Raw genomic sequence first — 24970 nt, forward strand, 5'->3', positions numbered from 1 at the left:
GTTATGCTTTTACTTTTTTCAGGGTTTCTATGATGCCCTCGTTGTGAATGATAATCATACCATGCCGGTCTGCCGTAATGCCTTCTTCCAGCTGGTAGGTATATTCCGGCACGGTGCCCTTCATCCGGGTGGGCAGGTATACAAACCGGATGTTATCATATGGCCGCAATGCTTCCCCGGCTTCGATGATATGGGTGGAGACTACAAATAGGCAATTCCGTCTCTTGGCAAAACCGGTGGTAATGGCCACCGTAGCCTCCCAGGCGTCCTTTACATTGGTGCCGCGAAACAATTCATCGAAAATCACCAACAAATTTTTGCCTTTATGAATCTGCTCTGCTACCCTTTTCACCCGCATCACTTCCGCGTAAAAATGGCTGTAACCCATGTTCAGGTTATCGGCCAGGTTGATGGTGGTAAAAAGACCGTCCATTACGGTAAATGACATTGCTGCCGCCGGCACCGGGAAGCCCACATGCGCCAGGTATACGCAAATGCCCAGTGATTTCATCAGGGTAGATTTTCCCGCCATGTTAGCCCCCGTCAGGAAAATAATATTACTGTCACTACCTGCTACCAGGTTATTTCCTTTCGCATTTTTCAGCAACGGGTGGTACACCCCTTCCAGCCGGAGCGTGGTAGCGGTGTTTTCCAGTACCTCAGGGAAAACAAAACCCAATTGAAAGGCTACTTGTTTCACGCTGATGTAAACGTCGATGCGGTAGAGCAGGTATAGCAAACGGTGTAACTGATCACTTTTCCGGAAACGCAGCAACTGATCCAATGCCACATTTTCTTCATAGCTGCGTTTCGCTACCACCGGAGCGGTCAGGAGTGCCACCCACCCGTCATCCGCCAGCAGCGCGGCCATTTCGTGTATTTCAGATACTCTCCCGTAACCTACAGCCTGCACCCAGGTAGTGATGCTTTTATGGCAGTCCTGCAATAAGTGTAACACGGCCGTAATCCCACTACTCACCGCTTTATAAGCAGTATCGGCACCCACCACATTATTGAGTTTACGGGCCAGGTTATCCGACCCTGACAAGCGGCTTCTTTCATCCTTGTCCGACAGGTAGGTTTCTACGGCGTCTATGCAGGCAGACGATACCGGGAAGCTGATATCATGGGTGTTGAAAAAACCAATGGTGTAAGTTCTTGCGCTGATTTCCGCCGCTACGGAAAGCGGGTACCGGAACATCTGTTCCAGCACCTCCGCTCCTCCTTTGGTATTTGTGCGGTTAAATAAAGTGTAAATGGATTCCCTGTTTTTCCTGCTGAAAATATTCAGGTCGTCCAATGTTTGCTTATCTACAATAAAACTCATAAGAATAACTTTATCTGCCTCTTCTGCGTACCCATATCAGGATGCTGCATAATAATAATGCTGCCGGGAATAGCCATTTCAGCAACGGTTCTATAATGTTCCAGGCGCCCTCTCCCACGCGCACAGATTGATCTGGTGGTGTATCCCTTTTCATATCAATAGGCACTTCATTGTTGGACAGCCAGAAGAACGCAGCGGTAATCAGGGAGAAGTTGCCCGACCGCAGGTCTTTCCGGTTCATGCTCAATTCTCCATTGCTTAACCAGTCTGCATCGCCAGTTACCATGATGCGTTGTTCATTATGGCCCACTTTACGGGACATGGTCAGTACTACCGGATAGGAGCCTTCTTTTTCACCGGTAGCGGGATCTAAGGAGGCAGTATCATCTACAAAGTTGGTCGTCTGCAGTTCATTCCAGGCACCGGTAGTGTCTGAACAAAATAAGGGTGTTATATTAAACCCTTTATCATTTTCATAGGTAAGCCCTCCGGCAGTAGGCATGGTGACCATCATTTCCCTTTTTTGCATGTCTGCCAATTGGTAAGAAAACGCCATGGCGGCTTTGTTAGGCTTCATGGCCAGCAGGCTGGCATCGTTAGTTTTACTGGGTTTCACCAGAATGCCCGGCTCAAAATGCACCCCCAATTGCGTGGTAATGGCATTCATTTGTTCCTGCCGCCCGGGTTCTCCGAGGATGAACATGTTCCCACCCTTTTTGATGTAGTCATTCAGGTTGGTTAATTCTTCCGGTGTATAAGACTTTTTAGGCTCAGCAATCACCAACAGGCGAATGTTGTCCGGCACCGGTTTGTCGAGCAGCACATCTTTAAAGTCAAACCCGTTATTGATCAGCGAATACCGGAAGCTTTTATCCTGTGCTACGATGCTGTAACCACGGTCTGTGGCGCCATTGCTCTCCCGTTCTCCATGACCGGCCACAAAGCCTACCACCGGCAAGTCGGTAACCAGTCTTTTGATGGCGGCCGTGATCTGGGACTCAAAAGGATTGCGCATCATATCGTCATATACGCGGAGAAATGTTTTTTTCCCGTTGCCTCTTTCTAGCACCCGCACAAAACGGTAGTCCTCGCTTTTCAGGTCTACGGTGCTGCTGATAGCGTTATAAGGAACTATATTAAAGCGCCACTTGTTCATCCGTATCAGGGTATCTATCCGTTGTTTTTCATTCAGCTTTTTAAACATGCGGTCGTACACCTCGTTGGGCACCTGTTTATAGTAATAGGTATAGTCTATTTTCAGATCAGGCTTAAAACGGATGTACTGGTCGAACATTTTTTCATTCGTCTTGTACCCCCCTGGCATACCTAGAAAATAGTTCCCGTCCAACATATTCACATAAGTATGTATGGTAAAGTCGCCCGTGAGTTTTTGCATCACTTCCTGGCTCGACTTTGTGAGCGTATTTACCTTTGTACGGGTTACATCCGCATAAAATTTCATAGCAGGTTTAGCACTGCAATAGCCCAACAACACAGCTACGATAAATGCACCTGCATACCGGGCAAAGTTGGCCAGGCGGGAGGTCCGTTGCCGGGCCGACTGCAATTTGATGATGGTAAACGCCAGGAACAGGCATATTACAATGATGAAATACAATATATCTTCCGAGGTGATCATCCCGTCTACAAAGGAACCACTACGGCCAGACATGGCCATCCAGTAAGTAATATCCCGCACAAAATTAATATCCTGCCCTACGCCATTAATCCAACCCAGCAAGCCCAGGATCAGGAAGGTACCCAATGCGGATACAATGTTATAAGCGGTCAGCGACGACATAAACAACCCGATCGCGGCATAAGCGCAGATGAGCAGGTAAATGCCCAGCAGCCCGGAAAGGATAACTGGTGTATCCGCATGATCTATGGTGAGCATACCAAAGACGCCAAATACCAATAAGATAGCGATGATGGCCAACCCAAAGATCATCAGGCTAAGATATTTCCCGAGAATGATCTGCACGTTGCTCAGCGGAGAAGAGTAAAGAAGTTTAATGGAACCGGTGCTATACTCCCGGCTCATAATACTCATGGTTAATAACGGGATATACAGGTACATGTATTTCAGCACTTGCGTAAATACCCCGAATATTCCTCCGTAGAGGCTCATGGTAGCATCGTTCAGCGGATATCCCATGTGCTGGACATTGATATCTCCTCCAAAAATCCCGCAAAAGGAATTCGCCACCTGGAAGGTAAAAACGATCAGGATGAGCCATGCCACCGGCGAATAGAACAGTACTTTAAGTTCTGCCCTGGCAATGTTATAGATTGTTTTCATGATGTACTGATAAGGGTGTAGTTGGTCTCCGTTATTTAGATTTCTTTTTACTGAGCTCTGTGAAAACAGTTTCAATCGAGTTCTTTTCCAGCCCGATCTCTATAAGGCGCCAGTTTTTTTGTACGCTGGTTTGTACCAGGCGTTCAATGGTTTCCTGCGCATCCGAGAAACGAACCCGGTAGCGGGCCCCGCCCAGTTCTTCCACCGCTTCCACGCCGGGAACAGACAACAGCTCTTCCGCCGCGGGATGGGCCACCAGTGCCACCACCAGTTTGTTGGGAACAATATAGTTATCGAACTCCTCCAGTGTGCCGGAGAAGATCATGTTACCTTCATTGATCATCCAGATATGATCGCACAGCGCTTGTACTTCCTGCAAAATGTGGGTAGACAAGATCACGGTATGTTCCTGCGCAATTTCCTTGATCAGCGCCCTTACTTCGAGGATCTGGTTAGGATCCAGGCCGTTGGTCGGTTCATCCAATACCACGAAATCCGGTTTATGGATAATGGCCTGGGCGATGCCCACCCTTTGCTGATAGCCGCCAGACAGGTTACTGATCAGTCGTTTCCGGAAATGGGTGATCGTAGTTTTCTCCATCACTTCCGTAACAGCGGCTTTAATTGTATGTTCCGGCATGAGGCGCATCCGGGCGCAATGCACCAGGTACTCTTCCACGGTTAGGTCTTTTTGCAAGGGTGCCTGCTGGGGAAGAAACCCTATATGTTTTTTGGCATTCACGGGTTGGTCTGCCAGGTTAATCCCCCGGATGATCACTTCTCCATCGGTTTGTTTTACGACCCCGCAAATGATATTCATGATGGTGGATTTCCCGGCGCCATTGGCGCCGAGTAATCCGTAAATGCCATTGCTGGCCAGTTCAAAGTTGATGTCTTTAATAGCCCATTGTACGCTATACCGGTGCGATAGATTTCTTACACTGACAATTGGTGCATTCATACAAATTGTTTTTACTGATTGTTTCCGTAAGCACGGGCGTTTTTATCTTGGGTTCTGCACTACCTCAGGGCTCAGCCGGATAGTCGTTTGGCCTATCGGGTAGAGATAACGGTTACTATTGGGCGCCAGGGTATAGGTTTCGCTATTAATGGTGCGTGTTACGGTTGCTGCCAACGCAGTTTCTTTGTTTAACCGTTTCTGATCGAACCAGCGGGTGCCGCGGCCCATCATTTCCCTTCTTCTTTCCTGCAGTACCAGCTTCAAGGCATCTGCAGGGTTAGTAGCGGAGAGCGGGGTATAATCCTGCGGCAGGAAACGGTGTGCCCGCAAGGTATTGGCAGCGGCCAGCCCTTCCGGAATGTGATCAGTGCGCACCAGCGATTCCGCTTTTATGAGCAGCATTTCCGGCACATCCGGCCCTACATAAACGCCTTCATTGGTTAGTTTGGCTCGATAGAACTGACGCCCCTGGAAAGGCACATAAGGGTTATTTTTACCGTCAATGGTATAGAGCTGCCAGCGCAGGTCTGTTGTTTGAAAGAGGGCTTGCAATGGTTCACTCAGCGGATAAAACTGCATACTGTTGGCCGCAATAATTTTATCCAATATGATCTCCGGATGATTGATCTTTCGGGGAAAAGTTTGGGTGCCCCCTGCATAATCTGCCAGGTTCAGCAAATCGCTTTTTAATTTCAATGCACTGTCTGCATAAGCGGCGGCCTGTTCATAATTACTCATGTACAGGTTTTCTCTTGCCAGGATGGCGAAGGTGGCCACCTTCGATGCCTGGGTATTTACGCCGGCAATATCCGGCAGTACAGGAAGGGCCGTATTAAGGTCTTCGGTGATCTGGTCGTATACCGCTTTCACGGAAGCACGCGGATGTGCCACATCAAATAAAGGCCGCAGCATTAGCGGTACGCCAAGATCGGTGGCTGCCGTAGCAGGATCATATTGCTTGCCATACATATTCACCAGGTCCAGGTAAGAATAAGCCCTTAACATACGGGCCTGCGCCATCACCAGCTTTTTCTCACTATAGGAGCCGCCTTCACTGTCCATGATCTCTTCTATGATCTCGTTATACGTATAGATCTGCTTATAAATCCTGGTCCAATCTGCATCATTTGTCGTGCTCCCGTAATAATCCTCTGCCCAAGTATATATCATCAGGTTGGTACCAGTAAGACGGGTAAACAGTGCAGGATCCGTTACATCGATATCATCGGCAGATAACCAGGGCGCGAAATACGCCGTGTTTATATAATAAGTATTATTCAACAAACTGGCATAATCATCCGTATATTTTAATACCCTGGTACCTGGCTGGTCCACTTCTACATATTTCCGGCAACCATTCAGCGCTACTAAAAGCAGCCCGGCTATTGTGAAATAAATATGTTTTTTCATTTTATCAGAGTGTTATATTCACGTTAAAGTTAAAATTGGGCGTAGGCTTCATACTGCTGTAATTACCCGTAAAAATATAATCAGGATCTACACCTGCATGGTTAGCCTTCCAGATAAGGCCCAGGTTACTGGCTGCCATACCCAGGCTCATGGCTTTGATCACATTGGTTGATTTCAGAATCCTTTCCGGAAAACTGTAGCTTAACGCCAGTTGGGTGAGGCGTATATTACTACCGGACAACACGTTGATATCCGCGTACGCAAAATCGCTCTTGCCATTTACGGTAAGGTCTAACAGGCTTGGAATATTGGTATTGGCTTCATCCCCAGGTTTCCGCCAACGGTTTACCAAAGCTTTTGAGTCACTCAGAAAACCGCTTGCACTATTATTGAAAGGAAGGTTATTAACATTGATCGGATCGTAGAATATTTTGTATCCCAAACTATAAGTGATCATCGCCCTGAGCTGAAGACTCTTATACCGGACAGTTTGGGAAAATCCACCATAAAATGCAGGGGTTGTTCTGCCCATATATTTCAGGTCAGCAAAATTAATAGTGCCACCATCCGGGATAATTTTTCCTGTTGCATCATAGATCTGGGGCTGTCCTTTATTACTGAGCCCTGCCCAACGATAGGCGAACAAGTTATCTACAGGGTATCCTTTTAATATATGCGGCGAGCCGGGAACAAAAGTAAGATCATTCGGTGCATAACGACTGTCTGTTACCTCTGTTTTGGTATATGCCAGGTTAAAGGTAGTAGTGGCTGTCCAGTTACGGTTGCGAACTATATCACCTGAAATGCTTCCCTCGTAACCGTGGCCTGTCATATTTCCGGAATTATACGAAAGGCTGGTCCAGCCATAAGTAGGATCTACGGAAGCAGTGATAATCAAATCCGTTGTCTTTTTATCATAGATATCGAACGACACCCGGAGGCGGTTATGCAATAGCGCAGCATCCAATCCAAAGTTGAGGGTGCGCGTGGTTTCCCAACCCAGATCCAGGTCTCCGGGAGTGGTGATACTTCCATAGGGCAACCCGGTGATCTGGTCAATACCTCCGTATTGGTAAAGCGAGTTCAATTGTCCGCCCACCGGCACACGACCGCCGGTACCCAATGTAGCCCGCACGGAGAGCTGGTCCAGAAAGGTCACTTTTTTCATAAAATCTTCCTTCAGTACCTCCCATTTTACCCCACCAGACCAGAAAGGCTTGGCCCGCTTTCTTCTTTCCAGGCCCACCTGGGTATAGTCATCAAAACGGGCACTACCGGAAATGAAATACTTGTTCTTATAACTATAGGTTGCGTTCCCGAAGTAAGACAGGTAACGGATAATAGATTGGTTGATATAATTATCGGTGGATCCCAATGTAGTAGTAGTCCCCAAGTAAGTTTTATACGGCGTGGTAGGATTTACCACTACGCTGTTGCTGGCGTCTTTATCATACCCATAGTAAGTATCGAGGTACCCTTGCACGCGGTTCTGCCGGAACTCATTACCCGCCAGAAAACTGAATGCATGATCTTCCCCAAAATGTTTATTGATATTTAACTGAAAACGCAAACTGTAGTCATCAGAGATGGTATTGCTGGTTTTCAATATATCTCCCCGCGGAACACCAAATATCAGTTTGCCATTATCATTATACGTACCCGTATTCAGCAGGTCCTTTATGGTATAACTGTTCTCGCCCTGCAGATAGTTCATGAACGTGTTATATTTTGACAGCGAACCTTTTACATCAAGGGATAACCAGTTTGTTACAATGCCATGTAATCCTGCAATGATACGGGTGGTATTGGTCTTGTAAGTGGTGTAGGTACTGTTGATCTCATCCATCGGCGTAAATGACCAGGGCAGAAATCCGAGGCGTGAAAAACTATCCACCACCGGCTGGCTGAATGCCAGGTATTTAGTGGTAGGCTGTCCGTTTGCATCAAACAGGGTTTCATAAGGCCGAATACCCTGCATACCTGGTGTCAACAATGTTTGCGGCATTGAATTTAACAGGCTGTTATTGTAGGTATAATCAATCCCGGTAGACAGTGTTACACGGTCATGCAGGAAAGTATTATTCAGGTTAGCGGTAAGACCGTACGATTGAGCATCGTTATATTTATAAATGGGATTGTCTTTTGCGTAATGGCCGGAAACATAATAATTACTGTTAACGCCTCCTCCTGATACCGACAGGTTATACTGCTGAGTAACGGCGTTGCGGAGCAAGTTGTCAGTAAGTTGTTTTTTATTGTTGACCGCTCCTAATCGAGCAAGCTCCTGGTCCCGCTGGGCTGCGGTTATTTTACCATCCTGAGCATCAAACATGAGTTGCACAGCTTCACTTGTAGGCGGTTGACGCCAATATGAATTGGGGTCCTGGAAAAATCCTTTATCGAAAAGATCTTTTTCCATGTCGATATATTCCGCGGAATTCATGACTTTCATCTGGTTCAGGTTCGGCGGAGCAGATACACTAAGGGCTGCCGAAGCGGTGAGGGAAGGTTGCTGACCACGGTGTCCTTTTTTGGTTTCAATAACGATCACGCCGTTAGCTGCCTGGGAACCCCAGATAGAAGCAGCCGCCGCATCCTTCAGCACCGTGATGCTTTCAATATCGTCTGGGTTGAAGGTGTTCAATATCGCATTCGTTTTATCAGGCGAAGATGTTCTGCTCAGTAATGTTCCTGGGTTGCTCACCAGGTTATTCTGAAGGGCAGGGAAACCATCTATAACGATCAGGGGAGCATTCGCCGTAACGTCGGGCGTCAGGGAATTAAAAGTCCTGATCTGCACCGAGTTGTTTCTTGGATCTACGCGCATACCTGGCACCAGGCCGTTCATTTTTTCCAGCAGGTTGAGGGAGGGATTTTCTTTCAGCTCTTTTGCCGTGATCACGCCATAGGAACCGGTGGTGCTCTCTTTTCCAATAGTTTGGTAACCCGTGCTGATAGATACGGCTTGCAACTCGATTTTACCTGCTCTCATGACAACGCTGGTTATGATAGGCTGACGACTGTTTACCACCAACGTTTGTTTCTGGGGCTGATAACTCACGTGTGTTACACTTAAGGTATAAGTGCCGCGGGGTACACTCCGGAACAGGAAGAAACCTGCCTCATTGGTCGTCGCTACCTGGTGAGTAGACAACAGGAATACAGATGCCCCGATCACCGGATCTCCCTTTTCATTGATGATCTTTCCCTGTACCATCGTAGTAGTATCTGCATCACCTGCGAGCGCATCCGACGCCTTACCGGCTGCGGGCGTTTTGGCAGAAATGATAATGGTTTGCGCATCCAGGTAGTAATCCAGCGGTTGCCCCTTCATTACCATTTTCATAAAATCAGTTAAAGGCATGCCAGACACTGATACCGTCACTGGTAATGTTTCTTGCAACAATTCCTTTTTGCCAAATACCACGTAACCGGTCTGTTTTTCAATCACCGCAAATACGTTCTTGAGAGAGAGATTTTGCCCGACTAATGTTACCGATTGTGCCTTGCTGGAAGAAGCGTGCACCTGGATCACAAAAGCCAGCAACATAGCGCATGTTAGTTTCATTACATACAACATTTTGATAAGGACCCGCCCATAAGTTGTCCGGTCTGGTTGAGCAACCGGTTCGGCCCCTTTGGTCCAGGCAATAGTTTCCCGGAACCAATTAGCACTTTTTTGCATAATTTGCATTTAGAGTTTGGTTGTTAATAAATCTGGTTTAAGACGCCTTTTTAATGCAGCTAAATTTTTGCCGGGAGTCTTCGACCACTTCCGGCTTTTTTTTAATGGTTGGCTTTAATTCATTGTTACCTCATTTATAATTTATAATCAGTATAGGATGCGTTCTATTATGGCAGCACGATTAATTTCCGGTTGTTCTCTAATTTAAAATGCACTCCGGATCGTTCCAGTGCTTTCAATGCACCGTTTAAGCTGATGTTCCGGTTAATCTTCCCAAAAAATTCTATGTTGGGAATATCCGCAGGAAACTCCACGTCTATATCGTACCAGCGTTCCAATTCTTTCATTACTTCGGGCAGGCTCTTGTCGTTAAAATCGAATAATCCGTTCTTCCAGGCCATCACCCTTTCCAGGTCCGCATGCTCCACTACCTTAGCCTTGCCTGCCAGTTGCAACTGCTGGCCAGGTTTCAGGTATTCGGCACCGGATGCGTATGTAACCCGTACAGCCCCTTCCAGCAAAGTGGTGTTCAGGCTTTTTTCATTGTCGTAAGCATTTATATTGAATTGGGTACCTAAAACCTCTATGGTCGCTTTATTGTTGGCCACTACTTTAAAAGGTCTTTTGATATCTAGCGCTACCTCAAAATAGGCCTCCCCGCTCACCACCACCCGCCGTTCGCTGGCGCTGAATACCGTTGGATAACGGAGCGAGCTGGCCGAGTTTAACCATACACCAGTACCATCCGGCAGCTTTATGTAAAACTGGCGTCCGCGGGGGGTGGTCATCGTGTTGTAAACCGGTGCCCCACCATCCTGACCAGTAGCTTTGTAATCCAATCCCCCATTGTTCAGTACCACCTGTGTACCGTTCTGGTAGGCAATTAAGCCATTATGCGCGCTGTCTAAAACGATAGTTTTCCCGTTAGCCAGCGTGAGGATGGCCCCTTGCCTGCCGGGCGCTATATCCTGGTGCGCCAGTGCAGGTCCCGGTGCAGACAATGGCTGGTGATGCCGCGCCATAAAATAACCGCCGGCGGCTACCAACAACAATAAGGAAGCAGCTGCCCATCCCCAGCGCCGCATGAAATGTACCCGGTGGGCCGGCACAATCCTTCCGGGCCGCTGCAAAGCATCCATGGCAGCATCCAGCCGTTGCAGGATACGTTTGGTGCGCGTTTCGTTTTCCGGGAGCAACTGCTGCTGGTCTGCAGCCTGTTCGTCTATAGCGGCCTTTAAATAAGCACGATGCGCTTCCTCCGGCAGCAGGTCAAAAAATTGCTGCAGCTCCTCTTCTGTCAAACTGCCTGTTTTATATTTCGCTAATAGTTCGCTAAAAGATGGTTGCTTCATAAGAATTTGTACGTTTCGCGGTTACCGGAAGAACGCAACTGCCTATAAAGACAGTTTTCAATAACCTTCTTCCCGAAAAAATTATATATTTTTATTTATAATATAATACCCATATAGAATAGTAGGTAAAATATGTAGCCATATTCATGCAGGTAGCTTCTGAGGTGGTGTAGTACGATGGAAATGGTATTGGAAACGGTTTTGGGAGCAACATTCAGCTCCTGGGCTATGCTGGCAATATCCTTCCCCTGTTCGCGGCTTAAGCGGTAAATGAGTTGTTGTTGTGGGTTCAGGGCCTGGAGAGCTTCCTGAATTTTTGCCTGTAATTCGCTGGCGGTGGTTTCTTCATAGGGGGTAGCCGGCGGGAATAACAAATGGCTTCCAAGTTGCTCATGCCGCAACCGGTTTTTCATTTTATCCAGTTCATTGATCAGCATGTTACGCAGGCTCACCATCATATAAGGCCTGAAGCGTTCAATACCGGCCATTTCCTCCCTTTTGAGCCAGAGTTTTATGAAGAGGTCCTGTACAAGGTCTTCCGCTGCCTGGGGCATATGCAGGAAGCTAATAGCAAGCGAATAGGCATCGGGAAGATACCGCCGATAAAGCACCTTGAAGGCGGTTGCATCCCCTGCTGCAATCTGTAAAAGCAGCGATTTTTCGTCTGTATTGTTGCTATGATGTAACTGCAATTCCCGAAATGATCCTTTAAACTCAGGTGTAAACTATGTAAAAAAATTAAAAGGGGGGCTTAATTTCGGGGAAGCCCCTTCAGCCACCCTATCAAATTTTTCTAACCGGATGGAAGCGCGTCGTTGAATGTAATGCCTACGGATTTTAACGTATCCAGCGCAAAAATGCAGACAACTCAAACTATTATTGATTATTTTACCAGAAAAATTAAATTAAACACGGTGGACTTAAAGTATACGATCATAAAAATGAATATTCATTCAGATTTCATATTCATGTTCGATACAACGCGTGGTCCTTCCAAACACCCATTAAAGATTCGCTCAAACTTCATCATCAATATATGTTTGTAAAAACAACCTATTGTTAATCGGCTTATTATTTATCACTTACTGGGCAGCTGCCCAGCAGGTAGCCGAACCAGCAAATACAAATCCCGAATGGAGTAAGCCCTATCCACCTTTTAAAATTGCCGGCAATCTTTATTATGTAGGTACTTACGAATTGGCTTGTTATCTTATTGTAACAGGTAAGGGCAATATACTTATCAATACCGGGTTAGCAGCATCTGCACCTATGATTAAGGCCAACATAGAGGCCTTGGGCTTCCAACTTACCGATACCAAAATTCTTTTAAACACACAGGCGCATTACGACCACATGGGGGCCATGGCCGCTATAAAAAAATTGACGGGTGCCAAAATGATGGTGGATGAAGCGGATGCTGAGGCGGTAGCGGACGGTGGCCGATCGGATTACATAAATGATGATAGCGTAAGCCTGTTTGCACCGGTAAAGATAGACCGGATACTACACAACCACGATACCATCCAACTAGGCGGCATGCAAGTGGTTATGTTGCATCACCCGGGACATACCAAGGGTTCGTGTAGTTTTTTATTTGATGTGAAAGATGCAAAACGATCCTATAGGGTATTAATCGCTAACATGCCGACGATCGTTACACACAAGCGATTTGCCGATATACATTCTTATCCCAATATTGCAGCAGATTATGCCTATACGCTCCATGAAATGAAAAATCTATCGTTCGACATTTGGCTTGCCTCTCATGCCAGCCAGTTTGGGCTTGAAAGTAAACACAAGATCGGCTACCAGTATAATCCCGCTGCTTTTATTGATAGGAAAGGATATGATGAGGAGCTTAAAGATTGTCAGGAACAGTTTGATAGAAAAGTAAACGAGCCTTAAAAATTAGAAAAATATTTTTATACACGCCACATCACATTTTCAATCATCCATTTATATGGGTAGGCTGTCAAAGAAGAAATGAACGAACCAAAAAAAATTAACAACGAACTATATGCTACAACCATCTATTTAAACTCATCCACCAACATTTTTTCTATCAATTCTATCTCATTCATCAATAAGGATTGTTTCCGTTTGCCGAAATATAAAGTATTTTCAAAGGGAGTATAGCCGTCCCAGATTTTAATGATTTTATGGTTACCCATCGCTTCCTTACACAAAAAATCGGGTAAAACAGCAAGCCCGTTTCCCTCAGCCAAACATCTGATAATAGAAAATTTATTAGGCACAATATAGTTAGGCACAAACCCGGGACGTTCACCGAAATTTTTTTCCCAGAACTGGTTCAGAACGCCCATATCCGCTGCGGTACTATACCACAATTGGGATTTCATCCAGCCTTTCAAACTTTCCTTATCCTGTAGCTGAAATCCTGCAATATCCGTATTCCTGCCAGCTACAAGTACCAACCGCTCTATAGCATAAGGAGCATATACCAAGCCATTTCCAACGCTTGTAGAACTAGTCAATATCAAGTCGGCAGATCCACTTTCCAACGATTGCACCAATTGCTCATTGCTTCCAAATTGCATTATTAGATTAAAGTCAAGGGAAGGTATATGTTTTTCTAAAGCCTGCTGGAATGTTTCCACGCACATGCCAACGCTTACAGTTGCCCTGTCGCTGCCCGATTTCCGTTGAAAGCGCGTTTCAATATCTTCCAGGCAAAGCAACGAGTTAAGCATTTGCTGATAAAGCAATTTACCCTTTTCAGTCGGTATCATTTTTCGTGCGGTTCGTTCGAACAAAGGAAAGCCTGTATATACTTCCAACGCATTCAAATGTAATCCCACACCAGGCTGCGAAACAAACAGCTGCTTTGCTGCACCGCTCATGGTACCGGTTTCGTATATGGCCCGAAATGTCCTGAACCATTCAAGATTTGCCTGCATATATAATAATTATTATAACAAAGGTAAATTTACATTATTTATATTATACAATAAAAGGAAATAATATTGCCCATAATCATAAATAGTAGATAGCATGACAAAGGTATTTATCATCAATGGAGGCCAAGTGTTTGACGAATCAAAGGGATTGTTTAATAAGACCCTGACAAACTGGACGGAAAATTTTATGGTAGAAAATGGTTTTGAAGTAAGGGTTACGAATGCAAGCGATGACTTCGACACACAACAAGAAATTGAAAATTTTACGTGGGCAGACGTTATTGTTTGGCATACTAAGCCATTGATGAATCATTTCTTAAACCAACGCCGCAATACCAGCCATCATGACCTTCGAAAAGATAATGCCATGGCACCTACACCAATAATATAATTGCCGACAACAGGTATATGGATAGGTCCTTCATACCTCTTGGGATCGTAATACAGATAAGAAGTAATACCCAAAATACTCAGCCGAATTGTTATAATGCAAACAATGAGGCCAAATAAAAAACCTATCACATACCTAAATCTTTTCAAAAAGTAGCTTAACCACTGTATCATGAAATATAATTTATTGTTGCGCCTCTTTCTTTGCATATTTAGATTGTTAAAAAACTATCCTTTTCCCCTTCCTTTCACATATTTTCGACCAGTCCCGTGTTAGTGGTAGAACTAATTGGAGTCAAAATCTTCTCCCTTATCAAGTGAGGGTTCAAAGTAAGCACGAAGCGATTTTATGTCGCTGGAATCGAAATTAAATCTAACAATTGGATGTGCCGTATTTAAATAATGAAACATAGTTAGGTCACGCGATGGATAATTTTTTGATTTAACTAATTCAAAAACTTTATGATGACAACTAGCACAGTATGATATATAGATATGCTGCCCCTTGCTCTCAGATATTTCATATGGCACAATATTTAAAACCTGCCTTTTATACGCGGCACTATCAAAAATAGTTTGCCATAAGGTTCCAACAAATGATTGTACAAACATTAAATTACCATCACTTGAATATCGTACTGAATAAAGGATTGTATCATTTAAATAAAAGTTTCTTTCTGTTACTTGGCCATTTTTGTAATTAACCCATTGGCCCTGCTTTTTACCGTTTTTATATTCCCCCACGCTGTCTTCCTTATGACACTCCTTACAAGCACATCTTCTGCAATAACCCCAAAAAACTAAATTGGCAATTAGAGTACCAAGTAATAAAAGTAATAATCCTATATATTGTGGTCGCATATTTAATCGTGTCTTTTACCCTTTTTATTTAGATTGGCTATATAATTAAATACAGCCTTTTTAGTATCATAATCTTTTGAAAATTGAAAAGATTCTTTTTTTGTTTTATTATTTATACCAATTCCGTACAATAAATATCCCCTTTGTTCTGATGTTGATTTTATGCTTTTTTTCGAATTGTAGGCATACATAAAATTTGCTTCATCCTTCTCATGTGCAAGACCGATATTGTGCCCAACTTCATGGGCGATTAGATTCCAATTATCAGCCCTCCGTAAAAAATAATTTACATCTAGCATTATTAAATTTCCTCCGAGGTCACCATGTCCTACCGCTCCATCGTCGCTTTCACTAAGCTGATCAACAAGCAAAATAGCATAATCTCCTTTTTTAATGTCTTTTATACTACTAACTTGTTCCATCGAAAAATGCACATCAACATTCCCCGTCATTTCGTATCGGTTCATTTTTCCGACACCTTTGCCACTAGACACCCAATCCCCGAAAACGGTGCGGGCATCTCCAGAAAGTATATCATCAATACGACCTTTGGCAATACTGGCTTCTAAATCAAATCTTTCTTTTGTAAGAGCAGTACCGGATAGATTAAGTATCTTGTAATGAATATCGGCTGTAGCATTTACAGCAATCAATGATTTCGTTTTATGAGTTAAAGAATTTATAGTAACATTTATTTCGAGCCCATCTAAATCGGTTCCAATAATTGGTGAATTTGAAGCAAATTGGTAGGATGTTAGTTCTGGATATTTGGGCATTAACGGATCGACGGATAAAAATCTTCCAATCCTCGGATCATACACCCTCATCCCATAATCCTGTTGATTCCCTTCCCCCTTTATTTCATTATCATTCTCCTTCCCATTAAACCCGTAGCGATACTTACCCGCTTTGCTATACATCCTCCCTGGAATTAATGACCCGAATGGATAATAATCATTCGAATTTACAACATCAACATTTTAGTAAACCACTACACCATCACTATTATTCACTGCCATTTTTATATCACTCACTGTAGCCATTACATTCCCACGATGATCTGATAGTTCATATAACTTTTCTCCTCGCTTATGGCTTACCGTATAGGCAAAATCCATTCCTCCCGATATTCGCAGCTTGTCTTAAAAGCGGCGCAATACGCGGATCAGTTTTAACATCAATTTGCCCGCGCACACCTTGCGGAACAAACAAGCATAACCAAACAATAAAAAGGGATAACCATTTCATGATACAGGGACTACTTCCGGATTTATAAACGGGTTAAAATCTGCAAGTATGATCACTTGCTTCCACAACATACAATAAAACTTCGAACACAAAAAAGCCTTCAGATCCCAAGACCTGAAGGCTTAATTTAAAGCTTGCGGAGGAAGAGGGATTCGAACCCCCGGACCTGTTACAGTCAACAGTTTTCGAGACTGCCACAATCGACCGCTCTGCCATTCCTCCGGGTGCAAAATAATACTGTCTGCCCTTATCTACCAAATAAACCATCCGTAAATTTTATACCGTTCACCGGTATATCACGCCCCTACCCTTCTAAAAACAGCCACCACAACCCTTCTCCGCCCAATTTATAAAAGACCTGCTTTATGATAAAATGCCCAACTTTTGCACACGTTATGGCGTACTTCCGTCCGGCCAGGACGGCAATACTTAAAAGGGAACACAGGTGCAAATCCTGGACAGACCCGCTGCTGTAAGTTCCATACATGCTCCGGCATCATCATCGCCACTGTTCCGCTTCACCGGAATGGGAAGGCCGCCAGGAGCAGGAACAAGTCAGAATACCTGCCATCAACACACCTTAATTTTTCAGCTTTCGGGGCGGTGTGAAGGAGGTAACCCATTTTTCTTTGGTGCAACTGCTGAAGGCCAGCCCCAGCAAAGCTATAGCGATATAAATCTTTTTGTGCATAAAAGTGCTTTTAGTCATCCCATATCACTGATATGTAGCCCTGCCGCCGGGGCGGCAGGAGCACTACATACGCAGGATTGGTTTCTATGGATATTGGATATAAAAGTTGAGTTAGTGAAATACCGGCATACTATACTGTTAATAGCTGCACCTGCCCGCTGAAAGTGGCCGGTGGCCGCAGTTCTACGGTATCGCCTATGCGAATAGTATCCGCCGTGTGCACGGCGGTAATGAGATCGCCGGTAGGCCGGGCATCCTGGTCGTTTTTGTACCAAGCGAACAGCCATATCTTGCCTGCCGCCAGTGTAAACAGGGGTACAATTTTTCTCATATAAAAGGTTGTTTCGTGATGGTATTCACACAATCCTTTTCCAAACAGGCGGACATAATTCTCCCCTTCGCTTTTTCCCATCCAATGAAAAAAAAGTACAGGCCAGCACAGGCCAGGCGCAGAAAGGCGGGCAATCCATTACACAAAAAAAGTAGAATATAAAACCTTTGCAGGGCTTACATTCCACGCCTTTCACCCGAAAGCGCCTGAATGAAAAATGGCAGGAGGCAGGTCTTCTGGCTTCCTTGCTTTTCCGGGGGGCCTTCCCATGCTGGCAGCGCCGGCACAGTGGCATTGGAGAATTCCGGAAAATATTTGCCTGCGAAATGCAGGCCCAAGGTTACAGCTACGGGGATAGCTCCGGTATTACACCGGATTCCCTTTTAATGCTACGGGCATGAAGCTCCGCAACAACCTATTGCGCTGCAAACCTACATCAAGTGTGGCACAATACCAAGTTTCACCACACCCCTGGGAACAGGCATGAAAAATGCCGGCACGTGATCCGCGCCGGCATGTATCCAATAAAGTTTATCCTGGTTATGTAGACATCAATTCTTTCAATGATTTCCGCGCCCATGTTGCATTCAGTCGTTTGGCATAACGCGGCAGCAACTTCATGTCTTCCCGTACGGCCTGGAATTGCGCTTTCGCTTCCTGTCCGCGTGATTGTTTTTTCAGGAACAAGCCGTAGTAATAACGCGCCTCCAGCGAATGATGTACCCGGATGATCTGTTTATAACCCTCCTCGGCATTTGCCAAATCACCTACGCCTTCCTGCGCCCGCACGTACATGAGATCATCCTCCGCCATGTTGATGCGGCCTGTTTTAAGGGTTTTAAGTTTATCAAAAATCTGCAAACTTTCCCGGTACTGCCCATTCATAAAATACTGGCGGGCCAATTGCAGCAAAATGCCCGCATCGTTGGCATACATACCGTTAAGGCAGCCTAGCGTTAGTTCAATGGCTTTGGCATACTGCCGCTGATCGGCATAGGCCTGGGACAGTTGTACACGGTTACTAACGGTGTCGGATATACGTACTTTTCGCTCCCATTCACGAATTTGCTGTGCGGGTAGGAAAATGCGCCGGAAATTGGAGAAGAAGTCGCCGCTACGGATAGCCGGCAGCAATTCCATAAAAAAATAAACGAGCAGCCCCACTACCGGAAGAAAAAGCAGAATATACAGCCACTCCCGTCTTCCGGTCTTAAACGCATGAATAATAGCCAGTACCTGCAGGATGATAACGAGATAATAGGAATTGTTCCAATATGCAAACATAAACGGCTAACAATAATTTGATCCCAAGATAATAAATTTATTGGGGCCTCCCCGTAAAATGCTTCATAGTGGAGTGGGTACGCAGCGCCTTGCCCACCAGCCAGTCGAACCAGCGGATAGGCAGTATCCCTTTGGCCAGGGGCAGCAGGTTTATGACCCATGGCAGCTTGATAAATATGCGGTTGCGCTCCACCGCCCGCACGATCTGCCGGGCCGTAAATTCGGGTTCTAATATGGGTATCAGCGAGCGAACACCGGCAAACATGCCGGTATTAATGTAATACGGCGCCACAGTAGTTACCCGCACACCGCTGCGTTGCTGCTCCATTTCCAGCCGCAGGCTTTCCGACCAGCCTATAACAGCCCACTTGCTGGCGCAGTACACTGATAAGCGGGGATTGGCAATAAAACCCGCCGCAGAGGCTATGTTGCACACATGCCCCTGCCTACGGGCCAGCATACCTGGCAGCAGCAGCCGGGTAAGGTGCATGCAGGCCAATGCATTCACCTGCATGGTGTTGTCTATATCAGCAGGTGTATGATCCTGGAAAAGTTTGCCGGCCACCATACCGGCGTTGTTAATGAGTATATCTACTTTGCCCAGCTCCGCCAGCAATTCATTGCAGGCCTCCGCCAGTTGCGGAGTGTGGGTGATGTCTATCATACGGGTATGCAGGCGGGTGATTGCGCCTTCCCATTCGGCAGCAGTGGTATGGAGTGCGGTGGCGTCCCGGTCCCAGACCACCAGGTGGGCGGCCCCTTTTTCCAGGGCTAGCCGGCCCATTATTTTCCCAATGCCCGACGCGCCACCGGTGATCAGCACCACGCGGTCCTTAAAATCACTCATGTCTTCCTATTGAATATGCTTCAAGATACGAAGATCATTACGCTAGTTAATGCAAATAGGGCCTATGTATTTTAATGCCACTTGTAAAATAGCCACCTGCCGGATCGCTTGCCCCAACAATGCTCCTTTACAATCCTGAAAGCGCTGCAACTGCCCTTGCAGTTGTAACAGTTGCAGGGCGCTGATGGCCCGTTGTTTGGCCAGTGTAAACCGGAAAGCATGCGGCAGATACGGCGTATGCAGCACATGCTCACATCCCCGTAAATGCCTACAGGTATGATCCAGCAGATTGCATTGCGCGGGCGCGTACTGCCGGCGAAGGATGTTCAGGTAACCATTTACCTTTTTGATCAGCAGTTGCAATTGCAATGCATCTTTCATTTCCATGAATTGCAATGCACTCAGGCGCTGCATATACAAGGTAATTGTTTGCATATGTTTGAAAAGTGTGTTTATCCGGAAGACTATCGGTTTCCATAACAACTGTTAAAAAGGAATGTTCATATAAAAATATATTTTTATTTGCTGGCCTATAAACTTGCCTCTTCGTGTCATTTTAACCTACTAAAAAGCCCACCGCGGTAATGGCTGGTGGGCTAAAAAAAAGATAGATCCGTTATTTATTATTTCCCGTAAAAAGGTGGCAGCGGATTTAACACCGTATTTTGGCGCTGGTGCCAGTAAGGGTATACAGGATCGCGGTCGCTGGCGACGTCTAGCTTTTTTACTTGCTCTGTAGTGAGGGCAAAATCTGCCGCGGCCAGGTTTTGTTTAAGCTGTTCGGCATTTCGCGCGCCAATAATTACGTTGCTCACCGTAGGCCTTTGCAACAACCAGTTAATGGCCACCTGCGAAACACTTCTACCGGTTTCAGTAGCTATCTCATCCAAAACATCCACGATCTTGTACAAACTCTCCCAATCATGTTCCGGACCATGGGCCCCACCCTGCTGCCGGCGACTGTCTGCCGGCAGCGGCTGGTTACGGCGATATTTGCCAGACAAGAGTGCGCTGGATAATGGACTCCACACCATAGCACCTATCTTTTGATCTAATCCCAGGGGCATTAATTCCCATTCATATTCTCGGTCTACCAGGGAATATAATACCTGGTGACCTACATATTTGGTCCAGCCATAACGTTCCGATACACTCAGTGATTTCATGAGGTGCCACCCGGAAAAATTAGAACAGGCAATATAACGCACCTTACCACTGGTCACCAGGGTATCCAGGGTTTTGAGGGTTTCCTCCACCGGTGTATTGGCATCGAAACCATGCATGTGGTAAATGTCAATGTAATCTGTTTGCAGGCGTTTCAGGCTGCCTTCCACCTGCTTCAGTAATTGGCTGCGGGAAGATCCCTGTTCCAGCGGACCATTGCCCATATTAAAAGTGGCTTTGGTGGAGATCAAAACTCTATCGCGCAGGCCTTTGAGCGCCTCGCCCAATATTTCTTCTGAACGGCCGGCAGAATAGGTATTGGCCGTATCAAAAAAATTCGCCCCCGCGTCCAGGCATTGGTGTACGAGCGCCCGGGCTTCGTCCAGTTGTGTATTGCCCCAGGCTTTAAAAAATTCATTGCTACCTCCAAAGGTACCCGTACCAAAACTTAATACCGGCACCATCAGTCCGGATGCGCCTAATTGTCTGTATTCCATAGCTACTGTATTTTAAAATTTGTATAATTTATACATTCCCTGGTAAATATCTGATAGAACATTTTGTTTTACTGGTACATCACAGGCAAATGCTTGTACTTTTCGGAGATGTAACCGGCGAACACCGGAAAGCGACTTTGGAAACCGCCCATTTTTTTTACTGCAAACGGTTGCGCTAAATTATTTATTTTTACGCCCATCATCATTATCGGAAACATCCATAAGACTGCTTATCAGAAAATATTTTGTACGGCTAATCATGCGCTGAACAACTACTGTTTTATTATTTTTGATACACTAAGTTTAACAAATTCCAATTTAACCGAAACCCAGCATGCACAAACCTTTTAACGTCCTTGCCATTTCCGGCAGCACCCGTGCGCGTTCTACCAATCTAAATTTGATCCGCGCGATCGCCGGCATGAGCGCGGAATTATTTAACGTGACCATTTACGATGGCCTGCTGAAACTACCGCATTTTAATCCGGATGAAGACACAGAACCCGGCATGGAACCGCCGGCCATCACCGCTTTTCGCAAAACGCTGCGCGCGGCAGACGCCATCCTGATCTGCTCCCCGGAATATGCTTTTGGCGTGCCGGGCGTACTGAAGGACGCCATCGACTGGACAGTGTCTTCCATGGAATTTTACCGCAAACCAGTGGCCCTTATCACCGCCTCCACTTCCGGACACAAGGCGCATGCCTCATTGCTGGACACCCTGCTTGTAATAGATGCCCGTATTACTGAAGATACACAACTGGTTGTTCCTGCTGTAAAAACAAAAGTTAACCAAAACTACCAAATTACAGATGCCGGCCTGCTGCAACAACTGCAAAAACTTATCCAGTCGCTCTACCAGGTGATCACGGCGCCAGATAGTGTAACCAAATACCTGGTAGCCCCCAGCATGTACTAATGCGAACAGTCATTGCATCATAACCGGACAATGCTTATCAGGTATCATTGCATAATGAATTGAGATTGAATAACGTAATAGAATGGCACTAATACTGGGTAACCACATGCGCGCCGGCACAACAAGTGGCTGGCGCGCATTTTCCCGCTCAAAACCAATGATATGTTTAAACATCACCTCCGCATGATGCTGCGCAATCTGCAACGACACAAAGGTGCTTTTGCGATTAATCTAATGAGTCTTTCCACCGGTATAACCTGTGTGCTGCTCATCTATTTATGGATTAATGATGAACTGCATTTTGATAAATTTCATGCCAATGACGCAACGCTTTACCAAGTCATTGAAAAAAGTACTGAAAATGGACAGGTACGCATGCACGAATCTACCCAGGGACCGCTGGCCGCCGCCATGGAAAAAGATCTGCCCGAAGTCACTACTGCCGCCACGGTGCTACCCCTCGCCAACTTCAACATCACCGCTACCATCAAGACAGCCGAAAAAAGTATTAAAAACTATGGGCTATTTGCCACCAGCAATTTCTTCCATATCTTCTCCTTTAAATTATTGGCCGGACAACCCCAACAAGTACTGGCCAATGAGAATGGCATGGTAGTGTCTGCGGAAATAGCGCGCAGCCTGTTCGGCAGCGTGGAAAATGCAATGGGCAAAAGTGTGCAATGGGAAATGTTTGGTCAGCCAAATTCCGCAGTGATCACTGGTGTACTGGACAAGCTGCCGGCTAATAACAGCATGCCCTTCGATTTCGTGATCAATTATGCATCGCTGCTCAAAGGCGTTGGTCAAAACTTTAAAGAATGGTACAATGAAGGGCCCCATACTTATGTTCAACTGCGGCCAGGTACCGATCTGAAAAAATTTAATGCCAAAATTAAAGACTACCTGAAACGCTATAGCAGGGGTACATTATTTTCCCTGCAAGTGCGTCCTTATTCCAGCGCTTATCTATATGGCCATTACGAAAATGGCGTGCAGAGCGGTGGCCGCATTGAATATGTACACCTGTTTTCCCTGGTAGCCATTTTTATACTGATCATTGCCTGTATTAATTTTATGAATCTTTCTACCGCCCGGGCCTCGCGGCGGTTAAAAGAAGTAGGCATCAAAAAAGCAGTGGGCGCTACCCGTACTACCCTGGTGGCGCAGTTTATGGGAGAAGCCTTGTTTTTAACAGTACTGTCGCTGCTAATCGCCATTGGGCTGGCAGCCATCTTCCTGCCCATATTCAATCAAATTACCGGTAAGCAAATTACGGTGCAATTAACAGCCTCACTGGTGGCCTGGATACTGGCCACTACTTTATTTACCAGCCTGCTGGCCGGCAGTTATCCTGCATTTTATTTATCGGGGTTCCATGCAGTGGAGGTTTTAAAAGGTAAGTTGATGCACCGTTCGTGGGGAGAGCTGCTGGCACGTAAGGGCCTGGTGGTGTTTCAGTTCATAGTTTCACTGGTACTCATTATCGCGGTAATGGTTATTTACCGGCAGTTAGCTTTTGTACAGTCTAAAAACCTGGGATACGACAAGGCCCACCTCATCCAGTTCGACCGGGAAGGGGCCCTTATGCAAAGCACACCTGCCTTCCTCACCGCGTTAAAAAAAATACCAGGGGTAATCAATGCTTCCTGCATTGAAGAGTCTGTAGTAGCCGGCGTGGGCGGCGGCTCCAGTACCTACGATGTAAGCTGGCCGGGCAAACCAAACCAAGCCAATATAGATTTTGTAACCCGTAGCTTAGACATTGGATTGCTGGAAACCATGGGCGTGCAAATGAAAGAAGGACGTACCTTCTCCGACCAGTTCGGCTCCGATAGCGCTAAGGTGATCATCAACGAAACCGCCATTAAGATCATGGGGCTCCGGAACCCGTTGGGTACCCCCATAAGAATGTGGGGAAAAACCAGTACCATCGTGGGCGTAGTAAAAGATTTTCATATTACTTCCTTACACGAGGCGATACAACCTATGATATTCCGGTACAATCCCAAAACAACCGCCGTAGTAATGGTGCGCCTGGCCACCGGTCAGGAAAGCCAGGCGCTACCAGCCATAGCAGCCTTGTATAAACAATACAATCCTGGTTATGTATTTAGTTATCATTTTCTCGATGAAAATTACCAGGCCCAATACATCTCGGAGCAGCGGATTTCTCTGCTCTCCCGCTACTTTGCAGGCCTGGCCATTTTAATCTCCTGCCTGGGACTTTTCGGGCTGGCTACTTTTAATGCTGAAGTACGCACCAAAGAGATCGGCGTACGCAAAGCACTGGGCGCATCTGTGTCTAATGTAATTTTGTTGCTCATCAAAGATTTTTTAAAACTGGCGCTCATCGCTATGCTGGTGGCTTTCCCACTGGCCTGGTGGGCCATGCACAGCTGGCTTAATAAATTTGTATACCACATTGCTATCGGACCAAATTTATTTATCCTGGCGGCCTTTACCATCGTGGTAATTACGCTGCTCACGGTAAGTTATCAATCTGCCAAAGCCGCCCTGATAAACCCTTCGCGCAGCCTTAACGAGCAATAGTTAACCTGCTATAATTGTAAAAGCCTTCTCCAAGCGGGAAGGCTTTTACATGTATTCAATGAGCATTCATTCCTATTACCCCAGGCTGCTTCCAGCCCTATGATGTACAATGGGGCCTGAAGGGATGGATACAAATTATGCTGGCCAATGCAGGCAAAGGGTTTGGCTACGAATAGAGTTTAAATAAAAATGCCTTCCGGAAAACAGAAGGCATTTTTATTTATAAAGAAGTT

At 45.8% G+C, this 24970-nt stretch carries 19 protein-coding genes, 1 tRNA gene, 1 pseudogene and 2 riboswitches; of the genes and pseudogenes, 4 read left to right on the plus strand and 17 right to left on the minus strand.

Features of this window, described 5'->3' with window-relative positions:
- Nucleotide 1: 1 nt before the first annotated feature.
- The 7 genes from GA0116948_RS11300 to GA0116948_RS11330 form a co-directional block, all read right to left on the minus strand.
- Entirely contained in the window at nucleotides 2–1327 is a 1326-nt protein-coding gene (locus GA0116948_RS11300) for a MutS-related protein (protein ID WP_089712202.1), read from the minus strand.
- Between the two features lie 10 nt (nucleotides 1328–1337).
- Nucleotides 1338–3629 (minus strand): Gldg family protein, encoded by a 2292-nt coding sequence (locus GA0116948_RS11305; protein WP_089712204.1) that lies wholly within the window; start codon nucleotides 3627–3629, stop codon nucleotides 1338–1340.
- A 31-nt stretch (nucleotides 3630–3660) separates the two neighbouring features.
- A complete protein-coding gene (locus GA0116948_RS11310) occupies nucleotides 3661–4590 on the minus strand; it encodes an ABC transporter ATP-binding protein (RefSeq protein WP_089712205.1) in 930 nt (309 codons plus the stop codon).
- A gap of 42 nt (nucleotides 4591–4632) precedes the next feature.
- Nucleotides 4633–6000: a RagB/SusD family nutrient uptake outer membrane protein gene (locus GA0116948_RS11315; RefSeq protein ID WP_089712207.1), complete on the minus strand. Its 1368-nt coding sequence runs from the start codon at nucleotides 5998–6000 to the stop codon at nucleotides 4633–4635.
- Nucleotides 6001–6004: 4 nt separating this feature from the next.
- Nucleotides 6005–9685, minus strand: coding sequence for a SusC/RagA family TonB-linked outer membrane protein (locus GA0116948_RS11320; RefSeq protein ID WP_165798445.1), 3681 nt, complete (start codon nucleotides 9683–9685; stop codon nucleotides 6005–6007).
- A gap of 167 nt (nucleotides 9686–9852) precedes the next feature.
- Complete coding sequence (locus tag GA0116948_RS11325) at nucleotides 9853–11037, minus strand: FecR family protein (protein ID WP_089712211.1); 1185 nt, start codon at nucleotides 11035–11037, stop codon at nucleotides 9853–9855.
- A 95-nt stretch (nucleotides 11038–11132) separates the two neighbouring features.
- Nucleotides 11133–11729, minus strand: coding sequence for an RNA polymerase sigma factor (locus tag GA0116948_RS11330; RefSeq protein ID WP_089712213.1), 597 nt, complete (start codon nucleotides 11727–11729; stop codon nucleotides 11133–11135).
- Nucleotides 11730–12093: 364 nt separating this feature from the next.
- Between GA0116948_RS11330 and bla the strand changes: the two genes are divergently transcribed.
- Nucleotides 12094–12942 carry a subclass B3 metallo-beta-lactamase gene (gene bla / locus GA0116948_RS11340; protein ID WP_089712217.1) on the plus strand — a complete coding sequence of 283 codons (849 nt, stop codon included), beginning with the start codon at nucleotides 12094–12096 and terminating at the stop codon, nucleotides 12940–12942.
- Nucleotides 12943–13067: 125 nt separating this feature from the next.
- On the opposite strand, the gene GA0116948_RS11345 is transcribed toward bla, so the two are convergent.
- Nucleotides 13068–13955 (minus strand): LysR family transcriptional regulator, encoded by an 888-nt coding sequence (locus tag GA0116948_RS11345; RefSeq protein WP_089712219.1) that lies wholly within the window; start codon nucleotides 13953–13955, stop codon nucleotides 13068–13070.
- Nucleotides 13956–14049: 94 nt separating this feature from the next.
- Here GA0116948_RS11345 and GA0116948_RS11350 point away from each other — a divergent pair, with 94 nt between their 5' ends.
- On the plus strand, nucleotides 14050–14346 hold the full coding sequence (locus tag GA0116948_RS11350; protein WP_089712221.1) for an NADPH-dependent FMN reductase family protein: 297 nt from the start codon (nucleotides 14050–14052) through the stop codon (nucleotides 14344–14346).
- A 284-nt stretch (nucleotides 14347–14630) separates the two neighbouring features.
- Here GA0116948_RS11350 and GA0116948_RS21060 read toward each other — a convergent pair whose 3' ends face one another.
- The 9 genes and pseudogenes from GA0116948_RS21060 to GA0116948_RS11390 all read right to left on the minus strand — a co-directional run bounded on the left by GA0116948_RS21060 (nucleotide 14631) and on the right by GA0116948_RS11390 (nucleotide 21268).
- Nucleotides 14631–15206, minus strand: coding sequence for a toxin-antitoxin system YwqK family antitoxin (locus GA0116948_RS21060; protein ID WP_123891781.1), 576 nt, complete (start codon nucleotides 15204–15206; stop codon nucleotides 14631–14633).
- A 2-nt stretch (nucleotides 15207–15208) separates the two neighbouring features.
- Nucleotides 15209–15673 carry a reprolysin-like metallopeptidase gene (locus GA0116948_RS21690; RefSeq protein WP_317041918.1) on the minus strand — a complete coding sequence of 155 codons (465 nt, stop codon included), beginning with the start codon at nucleotides 15671–15673 and terminating at the stop codon, nucleotides 15209–15211.
- Between the two features lie 243 nt (nucleotides 15674–15916).
- Nucleotides 15917–16147 (minus strand): annotated as a pseudogene (locus GA0116948_RS21695) (RHS repeat-associated core domain-containing protein); the annotation flags it as partial.
- Nucleotides 16148–16591: 444 nt separating this feature from the next.
- Nucleotides 16592–16676, minus strand: a tRNA-Ser gene (locus tag GA0116948_RS11365).
- Nucleotides 16677–16833: 157 nt separating this feature from the next.
- A riboswitch (cobalamin riboswitch) is annotated at nucleotides 16834–17040 on the plus strand.
- 235 nt (nucleotides 17041–17275) lie between these two features.
- Nucleotides 17276–17476 carry a hypothetical protein gene (locus GA0116948_RS11370; RefSeq protein WP_123891780.1) on the minus strand — a complete coding sequence of 67 codons (201 nt, stop codon included), beginning with the start codon at nucleotides 17474–17476 and terminating at the stop codon, nucleotides 17276–17278.
- Nucleotides 17477–17685: 209 nt separating this feature from the next.
- A riboswitch (cobalamin riboswitch) is annotated at nucleotides 17686–17910 on the minus strand.
- Nucleotides 17911–18016: 106 nt separating this feature from the next.
- Complete coding sequence (locus tag GA0116948_RS11375) at nucleotides 18017–18760, minus strand: hypothetical protein (protein WP_089712229.1); 744 nt, start codon at nucleotides 18758–18760, stop codon at nucleotides 18017–18019.
- 37 nt (nucleotides 18761–18797) lie between these two features.
- A complete protein-coding gene (locus GA0116948_RS11380; protein ID WP_089712231.1) occupies nucleotides 18798–19607 on the minus strand; it encodes an SDR family oxidoreductase in 810 nt (269 codons plus the stop codon).
- 42 nt (nucleotides 19608–19649) lie between these two features.
- The gene (locus GA0116948_RS11385; RefSeq protein WP_089712233.1) at nucleotides 19650–20042 is read right to left on the minus strand and encodes a hypothetical protein; all 393 of its coding nucleotides are present in this window, start codon (nucleotides 20040–20042) and stop codon (nucleotides 19650–19652) included.
- Between the two features lie 188 nt (nucleotides 20043–20230).
- Nucleotides 20231–21268, minus strand: coding sequence for an aldo/keto reductase (locus tag GA0116948_RS11390; RefSeq protein ID WP_089712235.1), 1038 nt, complete (start codon nucleotides 21266–21268; stop codon nucleotides 20231–20233).
- Nucleotides 21269–21602: 334 nt separating this feature from the next.
- Between GA0116948_RS11390 and GA0116948_RS11395 the strand changes: the two genes are divergently transcribed.
- Entirely contained in the window at nucleotides 21603–22187 is a 585-nt protein-coding gene (locus tag GA0116948_RS11395) for an NADPH-dependent FMN reductase (RefSeq protein ID WP_089712236.1), read from the plus strand.
- Nucleotides 22188–22349: 162 nt separating this feature from the next.
- Nucleotides 22350–24737: an FtsX-like permease family protein gene (locus GA0116948_RS11400; RefSeq protein ID WP_089712239.1), complete on the plus strand. Its 2388-nt coding sequence runs from the start codon at nucleotides 22350–22352 to the stop codon at nucleotides 24735–24737.
- The last annotated feature ends 233 nt before the right edge of the window (nucleotides 24738–24970 follow it).

Origin of the sequence: Chitinophaga costaii (assembly GCF_900094705.1) — a bacterium.
GTDB classification, from domain to species: domain Bacteria; phylum Bacteroidota; class Bacteroidia; order Chitinophagales; family Chitinophagaceae; genus Chitinophaga; species Chitinophaga costaii.